General features: G+C 71.1%; 1 protein-coding gene. It reads left to right on the forward strand.

All coding sequences use genetic code 11. The annotated features are described in order from the left end of the window. Positions 1–5: 5 nt before the first annotated feature. Complete coding sequence (locus tag ACZ6TD_RS05875) at positions 6–14333, forward strand: type I polyketide synthase (protein WP_471351355.1); 14328 nt, start codon at positions 6–8, stop codon at positions 14331–14333. The last annotated feature ends 29 nt before the right edge of the window (positions 14334–14362 follow it).

A 14362-nucleotide genomic window follows, 5' to 3' on the forward strand; every position in this document is an offset into this window, starting at 1 on the left:
CGACCATGGCGAGTGATGAAGAGAAGCTGCTCGACTATCTGAAGCGGGTGACGGCGGATCTCCGGCAGACGCAGCGCCGTCTGAAGGATGTCGAGTCCGCGGGGCATGAGCCGGTCGCCATCGTGGGAATGTCCTGCCGCTTCCCCGGAGGCGTACGGTCCCCCGAAGAGCTGTGGGAACTGGTCGCCACGGAGCGGGACGCCATTTCGGAGCTCCCCACCGACCGCAATTGGGACCTGGAGAATCTCTTCCACCCCGACCCGGACCACCCGGGGACGAGTTATACGCGCGAGGGCGGCTTCATCGACGACCCTGCGGGATTCGACGCCACGTTCTTCGGCATCAGCCCCCGCGAGGCGCTCGGGATGGCCCCGCAGCAGCGGCTGGCCCTCGAGGCGTCCTGGGAGGCCATCGAGCACGCCGGGGTCGATCCGGAGTCGCTGCGGGGCAGCCGGACCGGCACCTTCATCGGCTGCGATCACCTCGACTACTGCTCCGACGCCTCCCAGGTGCCCGAGGGCTCGGCCGGCTACTTCACCATCGGCAACTCCGCCAGCGTGGTGTCCGGCCGGGTGGCGTACACCCTCGGGCTGGAGGGAGCCGCGGTGACGGTGGACACCGCGTGCTCCTCCTCCCTGGTCGCCATGCATCTGGCCTGCCAGGCGATCCGGCAGGGCGAATGCGATATGGCGCTGGCCGGGGGCGTGGCCGTGATGTCCTCGACGGCACCGTTCATCGGCTTCAGCGAGTTGCGCGGGCTCGCGCCGGACGGCAGGTCCAAGGCGTTCTCGGCCAACAGCGACGGCATGACCCTGGCCGAGGGGGTGGGCGTCCTGCTGCTGGAACGGCTGTCGGACGCGCGGCGCAACGGCCACCGGGTGTTGGCCGTGATCCGGGGTACGGCGGTCAACCAGGACGGCGCCAGCAACGGCCTGACCGCGCCGAACGGGCCGTCGCAGCAGCGGGTGATCCGGCAGGCGCTCGCCAACGCCCGGCTGTCGGCGTCCGAGGTGGACGCCGTGGAGGCGCACGGTACGGGTACGTCGCTGGGCGATCCGATCGAGGCGCAGGCGCTGCTGGCCACGTACGGGCAGGAGCGGCCCGAGGGGCGTCCGCTGTGGCTGGGGTCCATCAAGTCCAACATCGGGCACGCACAAATGGCCGCGGGCGCGGCCGGGGTCATCAAGATGGTGATGGCGATGCGCCACGAGGTGCTGCCCGCCTCACTGCACATCGACGAACCGACCCCGCACGTGGACTGGAGCACGGGCGATGTCCATCTGCTGACCGAGGCGCGGGAGTGGCCGCGGGGCGAGCATCCCCGACGGGCGGGGGTCTCGTCGTTCGGCATCAGCGGGACGAACGCCCATCTGATCCTGGAGCAGGCCCCGGAGGGCGCCGCGACGGTTCAGGGGGACGCCGAGGCGGGGCCGGTGGAGTCGGTCAAGCCGGTGGGTGGGCCGGTGCCGTGGGTGGTGTCCGCACGCGGTACGGAGGCGCTACGGGGCCAGGCGCGGGCGCTGGTGGCACGGGTGAACGCCGACCCCGAGGTGAGTGCCGCTGAGGTGGGCTGGTCCCTGCTGCGGTCCAGGACGCTCTTCGACCACCGCGCCGTGGTCATCGGCCAGGACCGCGAGGAACTGGTGGCGGGGCTGGAGGCACTGGCCGCCGGAGAGCCACATCCGGGCCTGGTGCACCCCGGCGGGGCCGCCGAGGCGGTCGGTCAGACGGTGTTCCTGTTCAGCGGACAGGGCAGCCAACGCCCCGGCATGGGCGCCGAGTTGTACGACCGCTTCCCCGTCTTCGCCGAAGCCTTCGACGAGGTGTGCGGTCTTCTCGATCCGCATCTTGAACACCCCCTGCGGGAGCTGGTCTTCAGCCGCAACCCCGAACAGGCGGCACTGCTGGACCACACCACCTACGCCCAGGCCGGACTCTTCGCCCTCCACATCGCCCTGGCACGGCTCCTCGAATCGGTCGGCGTACGACCCGACGCCGTCATCGGACACTCCATCGGCGAAATCGCGGCCGCCCATATCGCCGGAGTCTTCGACCTCCCCGACGCCTGCCACCTCGTCGCCACCCGCGCCACCCTCATGGGAGAACTCCCCGAGGGCGGAGCCATGGCCACCATCGCCGCCACCCCCGACGAACTCGCCGAGGACCTGGCCACACACCACGGTCAAGTGAGCATCGCCGCCCTCAACACCCCGACCAACACCGTCATCTCCGGCCCCATCGACCTCGTCACCGACATCAGCGCCACCTGGGCAGCCAAAGGCCGCAAAACCAGGAACCTGACCGTCAGCCACGCCTTCCACTCCTCCCTGATGGACCCCATCCTCGAACCCTTCAAAGAGGCCATCAACGGACTGACCTACCACCCACCCACCATCCCCCTCATCAGCAACCTCACCGGACAACCAGCCGACGAGCAGATCGCAACGCCCGACTACTGGGCCCAACACATCCGCCAACCCGTCCACTTCCACCCCGCCATCACCCACACCACACCCCACACCAACGTCTACCTCGAACTCGGCCCCGACCCCATCCTCGCCACCGCAACCCACCACACCCTCCACCACCACACCACCAACCAGAACAACCCCACAACACCGCTCATCACCTCCACCCTCACCCGTAAGCAGCCCGAGGGGCGGGCCCTCACCCACACCCTCGCCCAGTTGCACACCGCCGGTGTCGAGGTCGACTGGACCAGTTGGTTCCCCGCCGACCCGGCCCCCCAGGTCGTCGCGTTGCCGACGTACGCCTTCCAGCACCAGCGCTTCTGGCTGGCCCCGCCCGCCGCCCGTACGAGCATCGAGGGGGCTGCCGGGGACCGGGCCGAGGCGCAGCTCTGGCATGCCATCGAGGAGCTCGACGTCGACGCCCTCACCAGCACGCTCCAGCTCGACAAGGACAGCCCCGGCATCGACGCCCTACTGCCCGCGCTCCCCGTTCTGTCCGCCTGGCGGCGGCAGCACCGTGAACGCTCCACCATCGACTCCTGGCGCTACCGGGCCACGTGGCAGCAGCTCCCCGACGCGGCCTCCCCGGCCCTGACAGGCACCTGGCTGGTGGTCGTCCCTGCCGGGCAGGAGGAGCACACCACGGTCCAGGTCACCCTCCAGGCGCTGCGGGCGCACGGCGCCACGGCGCTCCCGTACGCGGTCCACGCTCATCACATCGATCGCGCCGCGCTCCGCGAACGCCTCGACCGGCTGACCGAGGAGTCCCGGCTCACCGGACTCATCAGCCTGCTCGCCCTCGACCAGGGGCCGCTCGCCGGTCACGCCGCGGTGTCCGCCGGGCTCGGCGCCACCACCGCCCTCCTCCAGGCTCTCGATGACGCCGGAATCAGCGTGCCCCTGTGGTGCGTCACGCAGGGCGCCGTCGCCACCGGCCGCAGCGACCTCCTCCTCCACCCCGAGCAGTCGCAGATCTGGGGTTTCGGCCGCGTGGCCGCGCTGGAACATCCGCGGCGCTGGGGCGGTCTCATCGATCTGCCCGCCACCATGACCCACCACACCGCGGGTCGGCTGGCGGCCCTTCTCGTCCCCGGGCAGCCCGAGGACCAGGTCGCCATCCGCACCACCGGTACGTACGCGCGCCGCCTCACTCGTGTGCCCGCCGCCGACACCGCCCCCACCCCTTGGGAGCCGTCGGGCACCACGCTCATCACCGGTGGCACCGGCGGTCTCGGCGCCCAGGTCGCCCGCTGGCTGGCCCGCCGGGGCGCACCCCGCCTCCACCTCGTCAGCCGTTCCGGACCCGACGCGCCCGGCGCGTCCGAGCTCAGTGATGAGCTCACCGCTCTGGGAACGGACGTCACCATCACCGCCTGTGATGTCTCCGACCGCACCGCGCTCCGGCGGCTCATCGACACCGTTCCCACCGAACACCCCCTCACCACGGTCATCCACACCGCCGGCACGATGGAACTCGGGCAGATCGGCGAGCTGGACCCGGGGCGGTTGCAGTCCGTTCTGCGGTCCAAGGCCCTGGCCGCCGCTCATCTGCACGACCTCACCCAGGGCCTCGATCTCACGGCCTTCGTGCTCTTCTCGTCGAACGCCGCGACATGGGGCAGCGGGCAACAGGCCGCCTACGCCGCCGCGAACACCTACCTGGACGCGCTCGCCGAACACCGCCGGGCCCGGGGCCTGCCCGCCACCAGCCTCGCCTGGGGGCCGTGGGGCGAGGCGGGCATGGCGGCCGACCAGCACACGCTCTCCCACCTCGAGCGGCGGGGTCTCTCCCCTCTCCCGACCGACCTCGCCATCGCGTCCCTGCATCACGCGCTGACACACGACGACACCGCCGTCACGATCGCGGATGTCGACTGGGAGAGGTTCGGCCGTACGTTCACCGCGCAGCGCCCGAGTCCGTTCCTCACCCGACTGATGCCGTCGATCGCGGAGCCCGCCACGTCCACGGCCACCGCCGACGACAATCCGCTGCGGCGACAACTCAGTGCGGCGCCCGCCGCTCAGCGCCACCAGATCCTGGTGCGCCATGTCCAGGCCCTGGCCGCGACGATCCTCGGCCACTCCGGCCTGGACGCGGTCCCCCCGGGGCAGCCCTTCCAGGAGCTGGGCTTCGACTCCCTCACCGCGGTCGAGCTGCGCAATCAGCTCGCCGCCACGACCGGCCTCGTCCTCGCCCCGGCACTGGTCTTCGACCATCCGACGCCGAACGCGCTCGCCACGTATCTGGGCGCCGAACTCGCGGGGCAGAAGGCCGCCGTCACCACCCACGCGTCGTCGGTGGCCGCCGACGACGAGCCGATCGCGATCGTCGGCATGGCCTGCCGCTACCCGGGCGGTGTGCGGTCGCCGGAGGAGCTGTGGGAACTGGTCATCACGGGCCGGGACGCCATCGGGGAGATGCCCGCCGACCGCGACTGGGATCTGGACACCCTCTTCGATCCCGACCCCGAGCGTCTGGGCACCAGCTATGCGCGCGAGGGCGGTTTCCTCCACGACGCGGCCGGGTTCGACGCGGCGTTCTTCGGCATCAGCCCGCGCGAGGCGCTCGCCATGGACCCCCAACAGCGGCTGCTCCTGGAAACCGCCTGGGAGACCTTCGAAAGCGCGGGCCTGGACCGGGACACGCTCGCCGGGAGCGACACCGGCGTTTTCGCCGGCGGCACCTATCAGGGCTACGGCGCCTCCGGCAACTCCTCGGCGCGGGAGGTCGAGGGGTATCTACTCGCGGGCGGTACGCCGAGTGTCATGTCGGGCCGGGTGGCGTACGCGTTCGGCCTCGAGGGCCCGGCGGTGACGGTGGACACGGCGTGCTCGTCCTCGCTGGTGGCGATGCACCTGGCCGCCCAGGCGCTGCGGCAGGGCGAGTGCACGATGGCGCTGGCGGGTGGCGTGACCGTGATGGCCACGCCGACCACCTTCATCGAGTTCTCCCGCCAGCGCGGCCTGGCGGCCGACGGCCGGTGCAAGCCGTTCGCATCGGCGGCCGACGGCACCGGCTGGGGCGAGGGCGCGGGGCTACTGCTGCTGGAACGGCTGTCGGACGCGCGCCGCAACGGCCACCGCGTGCTGGCCGTCGTCCGTGGCTCCGCCGTCAACCAGGACGGCACCAGCAACGGCCTCACCGCGCCCAACGGGCCGTCGCAGCAGCGGGTGATCGGCCAGGCGCTCGCCAACGCCCGGCTGTCGCCGACAGAGGTCGATGCGGTGGAGGGACACGGGACCGGCACCACGCTCGGCGACCCGATCGAGGCGCAGGCGCTGCTGGCCACGTACGGGCAGGAGCGGCCCGAGGGACACCCGCTGTGGCTCGGCTCCATCAAGTCCAACATCGGCCACACCCAGGCGGCCGCCGGAGTGGCCGGGGTCATCAAGATGGTGATGGCGATGCGCCACGAGGTGCTGCCCGCCTCACTGCACATCGACGAACCGACCCCGCACGTGGACTGGAACGCGGGCGATGTCCGCCTGCTGGCCGAGGCGCGGGAGTGGCCGCGGGGCGAGCATCCACGCCGAGCGGGCGTCTCGTCCTTCGGCATCAGCGGGACCAATGCGCATGTCATCGTGGAGCAGGCGCCCGATGAGCCGGTGGCGGCGGTGGGAGCCGTCGAGGCGGGACCGACGGAGCCGGTGGAGTCGGCAGAACCGATGGGTGGGCCGGTGCCGTGGGTGGTGTCCGCACGCGGTACGGAGGCACTACGAGGCCAGGCGCGGGCGCTGGTGACACGGGTGAACGCCGACCCCGAGGTGAGTGCCGCTGAGGTGGGCTGGTCCCTGCTGCGGTCCAGGACGCTCTTCGACCACCGCGCCGTGGTCATCGGGCAGGACCGCGAAGAGCTGGTGGCGGGGCTGGAGGCACTGGCCGCCGGAGAACCCCATCCGGGCCTGGTGCACCCCGGCGGGGCCGCCGAGGCGGTCGGTCAGACGGTGTTCCTGTTCAGCGGACAGGGCAGCCAACGCCCCGGCATGGGCGCCGAGTTGTACGACCGCTTCCCCGTCTTCGCCGAAGCCTTCGACGAGGTCTGCGGTCTTCTCGATCCGCATCTTGAACACCCGCTACGGCAGGTGGTCTTCGATACCGACCGGGAGCGTACCGGGCTGCTGGATCACACCACCTACGCCCAAGCCGGACTCTTCGCCCTCCACATCGCCCTGGCACGGCTCCTCGACTCCGTCGGCGTACGACCCGACGCCGTCATCGGACACTCCATCGGCGAAATCGCGGCCGCCCATATCGCCGGAGTCTTCGACCTCCCCGACGCCTGCCACCTCGTCGCCACCCGCGCCACCCTCATGGGAGAACTCCCCGAAGGCGGAGCCATGGCCACCATCGCCGCCACCCCCGACGAACTCGCCGAGCACCTCACCGCACACCACGGCCAAGTGAGCATCGCCGCCCTCAACACCCCCACCAACACCGTCATCTCCGGCCCCATCGACCCCGTCACCAACATCAGCACCACCTGGGCAGCCAAAGGCCGCAAAACCAAGAACCTGACCGTCAGCCACGCCTTCCACTCCCCCCTGATGGACCCCATCCTCGAACCCTTCAAAGAAGCCATCAACGGACTGACCTACCACCCACCCACCATCCCCCTCATCAGCAACCTCACCGGACAACCAGCCGACGAGCAGATCGCAACGCCCGACTACTGGGCCCAACACATCCGCCAACCCGTCCACTTCCACCCCGCCATCACCCACACCACACCCCACACCAACGTCTACCTCGAACTCGGCCCCGACCCCATCCTCGCCACCGCAACCCACCACACCCTCCACCACCACACCACCAACCAGAACAACCCCACAACACCGCTCATCACCTCCACCCTCACCCGTAAGCAGCCCGAGGGGCGGGCCCTCACCCACACCCTCGCCCAACTCCACACCAACGGCACCACCATCGACTGGACCAGCTGGTACCCCGCCACCCCCACCCCCCGCACCATCGACCTCCCCACCTACGCCTTCCAACACCAGCACTACTGGCTGTCGTCCGCCTCCTCCTCCGACTCGGCGCCCACAGAGGCTGCTCTGGTCGACAGGGAGTTCTGGGAGGCGGTGGAGCGCGAGGATCTGGAAGCCCTGGCGGCGACCATTGACTCACCGGCGGACCAGCGGCCCATGCTGGGCGCTGTTCTCCCCACGCTGTCCGCCTGGCGGCGGCAGCACCGGGAGCGGTCGGTCATCAATTCCTGGCGCTACCAGACCATTTGGAAGCGTCTTTCCGCTTCCTCCGTGCGTCCGGACCTCTCCGGCACCTGGCTGCTGATCATCCCCGCCGATCAGTCCGACCACCCTGCCGTGGCAACCGCCGCGCAGGCCCTGACCAGCCACGGCGCCACTCCGCTCCGCCATGTGCTCGACACCCGTACCGTCGATCGTGACGCCCTGGCGGGCCACCTCACGCGTCTGGCCACGGAGGACGAACCCGCCGGAGTACTGAGCCTGCTCGCCCTCGACGAGGAGCCGCACCCCGAATACGCCGCCGTGCCCTCCGGGCTGGCCGCGACCACCGCGCTCGTCCAGGCCCTCGACGACGCCGAGATCCCGGCGCCCCTGTGGTGCCTCACGCAGGGCGCCGTCGCCACCGGTCCCGGCGATCCGCTCCCCAGCCCTCGGCAGGCGCAGACGTGGGGCCTGGGCCGGGCCGCGGCCCTGGAGCACCCTCGCCGCTGGGGTGGCCTGATCGACCTCCCGACCGTCATCGACCACCACACCGCCGACCGTCTGGCCGCCCTGCTCGCCCCCGGTGGCCCGGAGGACCAGACCGCCATCCGCGCCGCCGGCAGCTACGTCCGGCGCCTCCGTAGGGCCAGTACGCCCACCACGGCGCCCAGGACCTGGCAGCCCACCGGCACCACGCTCATCACCGGCGGCACCGGTGGCCTCGGCGCCCATGTCGCCCGCTGGCTCGCCCACCACGGCGCACCCCATCTCCACCTCATCAGCCGCTCCGGCCCCGACGCCCCCGGCGCCACACAACTCGCCGAAGAACTCACCGGCCTGGGCACGACCGTCACCATCACCGCCTGCGACGCCTCCGACCGCACCGCACTCCAGCACCTCCTCGACACCATCCCCGCCGAACGCCCCCTCACCACCGTCATCCACGCCGCCGGAACGTCGGACACCCAGCTCATCGCCGATCTGGGGCCGGAGCGGCTGCAGCATGTGCTCGGCCCCAAGGCCCTGGCCGCCGCTCATCTGCATGAGCTGACCCAGGGGCTCGACCTCAGCGCCTTCGTGCTCTTCTCGTCCGGCGCGTCCGCGTGGGGCGGCAGTCGGCAAGGCGCCTACGCCGCCGCGAACACGTACCTCGATGCCCTCGCCGAGCACCGCCGCGCCCGGGGACTCCCCGCCACCAGCCTCGCCTGGGGCCCCTGGCGCGACGCGGGCATGGCCGCCAACGAGACCGCGCTCACGTTCTACGGGCGGCGTGGGCTGTCTCCGCTCAGCCCGGAGCTGGCCGTGGCATCGCTCCAGCACGCCCTGGACCACCGTGACACCACGGTCACCGTGGCGGACATCGACTGGGAGAAGTTCCCGACGGCGTTCACCGCGCAGCGTCCCAGCCCGCTGCTCGACGACTTGGTCACGGCCGCCGAGAACCCCACCGAGCGAACCGCCGGCACGTCCGCCGGCAGCTCGCTCCAACAGCGGCTTTCCGCCGCTACCCCCGAGCAGCAGCACCAGCTCCTCCTCGAGCGGATCCAGTCCCTCGCGGCCTCGATCCTGGGGCATTCCGGGCCGGACGCCATTCCGCCCACCCAGCCGTTCCAGGAGCTCGGGTTCGACTCCCTGACCGCCGTGGAGCTGCGCAACCAGCTCGCCACCGCCACCGGAATCGACCTCGCGCCCGCGGTCGTCTTCGACCACCCCACGCCCAACGCCCTCACCACGTACCTGCGCGCCGAACTCACGGGCCAGCAGTCGGCCGTCGCCGCTCGCACCCCCACCACGGCCGCCCAGGACGAGCCGATCGCGATCGTCGGCATGGCCTGCCGCTACCCCGGCGACGCACACTCCCCGAAGGACCTGTGGGAGCTGGTCATGGCCCACCGCGATGCCATCGCGGACATGCCCACCGACCGCAACTGGGATCTGAACGCGCTCTACGACCCCGATCCCGACCGCTCAGGGACGAGCTATGTCCGTGAGGGCGGATTCCTCTACCAGGCGGCCGAGTTCGATCCCGGGTTCTTCGGCATCAGCCCGCGCGAGGCGGTCGCCATGGACCCCCAGCAGCGCCTGCTCCTGGAGGCCGCCTGGGAGACCTTCGAGAGCGCGGGCCTGAACCGGGAGGCGCTCGCGGGCAGCAACACGGGTGTGTTCGCGGGAGTGACGTCCCAGGATTACATCTCCCTCACCGGCGATACGGCGAGCGACGTCGAAGGCTATGTCGCCACGGGCAATATCGGCAGTGTGGTGTCCGGCCGGGTGGCCTACTCGTTCGGCCTCGAAGGTCCGGCGGTCACGGTGGACACGGCGTGCTCGTCCTCACTGGTGGCCATGCATCTGGCGGCCCAGGCGCTGCGGCAGGGCGAATGCACGATGGCCCTGGCCGGCGGGGTGACGGTGATGGCCACCCCGGGCGCGTTCATCGAGTTCTCCCGCCAGCGCGGTCTGGCGCCCGACGCGCGGTGCAAACCGTTCGCGGCCGCGGCGGACGGCATGGTGTGGGGCGAGGGCGTCGGTCTCGTCCTGCTGGAACGGCTGTCGGACGCGCGGCGCAACGGCCACCGCGTGCTGGCCGTCGTCCGTGGCTCCGCCGTCAACCAGGACGGCACCAGCAACGGCCTCACCGCGCCGAACGGGCCGTCGCAGCAGCGGGTGATCCGGCAGGCGCTCGCCAACGCCCGGCTGTCGGCGTCCGAGGTGGACGCCGTGGAGGCGCACGGTACGGGTACGTCGCTGGGCGATCCGATCGAGGCGCAGGCGCTGCTGGCCACGTACGGGCAGGAGCGGCCCGAGGGGCGTCCGCTGTGGCTCGGCTCCATCAAGTCCAACATCGGCCACACCCAGGCCGCCGCCGGAGTGGCCGGGGTCATCAAGATGGTGATGGCGATCCGCCACGGCGTGCTGCCCGCCTCACTGCACATCGACGAACCGACCCCGAATGTCGACTGGAGCGCGGGCAACCTGCGCCTGCTCACCGAGCCCGTCCCATGGCCCCGGAGCGAACGGCCCCGTCGAGCGGGGATCTCCTCCTTCGGCATCTCCGGTACGAACGCCCATCTCATCCTTGAGCAGGCCCCCGAGCCGATCGAGCCCGCCCCCGTATCGAACGTCGCCGGTGTGGTGCCCTGGGTGATTTCAGCGCAGAGCGACGCGGCGCTGCGGGGCCAGGCGCGGGCCCTGACCGGGCACATCATCGACGGGCCCGAGGTGAGTGCCGCTGAGGTGGGCTGGTCCCTGCTGCGGTCCAGGACGCTCTTCGACCACCGCGCCGTGGTCATCGGCCAGGACCGCGAAGAGCTGGTGGCGGGACTGGAGGCACTGGCCGCCGGAGAACCCCATCCGGGCCTGGTGGAGCCCAGGGAGACGGCGGAGGCCACCGGTCAGACGGTGTTCCTCTTCAGCGGACAGGGCAGCCAACGCCCCGGCATGGGCGCCGAGTTGTACGACCGCTTCCCCGTCTTCGCCGAAGCCTTCGACGAGGTCTGCGGTCTTCTCGATCCGCATCTCGAACACCCCCTGCGGGAGCTGGTCTTCAGCCGCAACCCCGAACAGGCGGCACTGCTGGACCACACCACCTACGCCCAAGCCGGACTCTTCGCCCTCCACATCGCCCTGGCACGGCTCCTCAAATCGGTCGGCGTACGACCCGACGCCGTCATCGGACACTCCATCGGCGAAATCGCGGCCGCCCATATCGCCGGAGTCTTCGACCTCCCCGACGCCTGCCACCTCGTCGCCACCCGCGCCACCCTCATGGGAGAACTCCCCGAAGGCGGAGCCATGGCCACCATCGCCGCCACCCCCGACGAACTCGCCGAGGACCTGGCCACACACCACGGTCAAGTGAGCATCGCCGCCCTCAACACCCCCACCAGCACCGTCATCTCCGGCCCCATCGACCTCGTCACCAACATCAGCACCACCTGGGCAGCCAAAGGCCGCAAAACCAAGAACCTGACCGTCAGCCACGCCTTCCACTCCCCCCTGATGGACCCCATCCTCGAACCCTTCAAAGAAGCCATCAACGGACTGACCTACCACCCACCCACCATCCCCCTCATCAGCAACCTCACCGGACAACCAGCCGACGACCACATCACCACCCCCGACTACTGGGCCCAACACATCCGCCAACCCGTCCACTTCCACCCCGCCATCACCCACACCACACCCCACACCAACATCTACCTCGAACTCGGCCCCGACCCCATCCTCGCCACCGCAACCCACCACACCCTCCACCACCACACCACCAACCAGAACAACCCCACAACACCGCTCATCACCTCCACCCTCACCCACAAACGCCCCGACACACACGCCCTCACCCACACCCTCGCCCAACTCCACACCAACGGCACCACCATCGACTGGACCAGCTGGTACCCCGCCACCCCCACCCCCCGCACCATCGACCTCCCCACCTACGCCTTCCAACACCAGCGCTACTGGCTCGCCCCGCCCGCTCCGCGCGCCGACGGTCATCTCAACGGCCACCACCCGGCCGAAGCCAGGCTCTGGGACGCCATCGAGGAGCTCGACGTCGACGCCCTCACCAGCACGCTCCAGCTCGACAAGGACAGCCCCGGCATCGACGCCCTACTGCCCGCGCTCCCCGTCCTGTCGACCTGGCGGCGCCGGCACCGCGAGCGGTCCACCATCGACTCCTGGCGCTACCGCGTCGCGTGGAAGCAACTGCCGGACTCCGCCACCGCGCCGGCGCTCAGCGGGACCTGGCTGCTGCTCGTCCCATCGGGGCTGGAGGAGCACCCGGCCGTCCACACCACCGTCCAGGCGCTGGATGCCCATGGCGCGGCCCATGAAATCCTGTCGCTCGACGGCGCGGACGCCCGACGCGACGCCCTCGTCCCCCTGCTCTCCCACCTCCCCGACGGCGGCACACCCGAGGGCATTCTGAGTCTGCTCGCGCTCGACCAGGGGCCCCACCCCGACCACCCGGCCGTCCCCACCGGGCTTGCCGCGACGGCCGCCGTTGTCCAGGCCCTCAGCCAGACGCCGCTCATCGCGCCCCTGTGGTGCGTCACTCAGGGTGCGGTGGCCGCCACCGCCACCGATCCGCTCCCCCACCCGCGCCAGGCCCAGGTCTGGGGCATGGGCCGGGTCGCGGCGCTGGAGCACCCCCACCTCTGGGGCGGCCTCATCGACCTCCCGGCCGACGTGGACGTCCGCACCCCCGCCCGTATCGCCGCCGTACTGGCGCCCGGCCAGCCCGAGGACCAGGTGGCGATCCGCGCCACCGCCCTGGCGCGTCGTCTGGAGCGCGCCGCCTGCCCGGACACCGCACCCACCGCGTGGCGCCCCACGGGTACGACTCTGATCACCGGCGGCACCGGCGGTCTCGGCGCCCATGTGGCCCGCTGGCTCGCCCGTCAGGGCGCACCCCGTCTCCACCTCGTCAGCCGCTCCGGCCCCGATGCCGCTGGCGCCACACAACTCATTGAACAGCTCACGGCGTTGGGCTCGACCGTCACCGTCACCGCCTGCGACGTATCCGACCGCGCCGCACTCCAGCACCTCCTGGGCACCATCCCCGCCGAACACCCCCTCACCGCCGTCGTCCACGCCGCCGGGCTCGCGGAGAACATCCCGCTCGCCGAGCTCGACCTTCCGGGGATCGAGGCAGTGCTGCGGCCCAAGGCGCTCGCGGCCACCCATCTCCATGAGCTCACCGAGGATCTCGGCCTCAGCGCCTTCGTGCTCTTCTCGTCCGGCGCGGCCGCGTGGGGCGGTAGCCGACAGCCCTCGTACGCCGCCGCCAACGCCTATCTCGACGCCCTCGCCGAGCACCGCCGCGCCCGGGGACTCCCCGCCACCAGCCTCGCCTGGGCGCCATGGAGCGATGCGGGTATGGCCGCCGACGAGGCCGTCATCGATTACTACCGCCGGCGCGGGATGCGTCCCCTGGACACCGATCTCGCCATCGCCTCGCTCCAGCACTCCCTGGACCACGGCGACACCGCGATCACCATCGCGGACATCGACTGGGAGAGGTTCCCGGCCGGTTTCACCGCACAGCGGCCCAGCCCGCTGCTGTCCGACCTGGCCGCCGCCGCGTCGCCGGGCGCCGATGCCGCCCCGGATGCCACCGCGGCCATGAGCAGTTCGCTTCAGCGGCAGTTGGCCACCGGCTCCCCCGCCCAGCAGCATCAGCTCCTGCTCCATCACATCCAGACACACGCCGCCGCGATCCTCGGCCATCCCACCATCGATGCCATCCCGCCCGCCCAGCCGTTCCAGGAGCTGGGGTTCGACTCCCTCACGGCCGTCGAATTCGGGCATCGGCTCTCCGCCGCCACCGGTCTCGACCTTCCGCCCACCCTGGTCTTCGACCACCCCACCCCCAAGGAGCTGGCCGACTATCTGCGCGAGCGGCTCGTCGAGGGGCAGCTGACCTCCGAGGGGCATCTGCTGTCGGAGCTCGACCGGTGGGACGCGGTCTCGGGGCCCTCGGCGGTGGACGAGGCGGCCCGTCGCAGGATCACCGGGCGACTGCGGCTGCTGCTGGCCAAGTGGAACGACACGGAACGGGAAACGGAGCGTTCCGCGGCCCACAGCGAGCTCGAGACGGCGACGGCAGAAGACATTTTCGACCTCATCTCCGACGAGTTCGGAAAGTCCGACGAGTTCGGAAAGCCGTGAGCCCGATGACCCCCATCCTCCGCGACGCG

Source organism: Streptomyces yongxingensis (assembly GCF_055597465.1).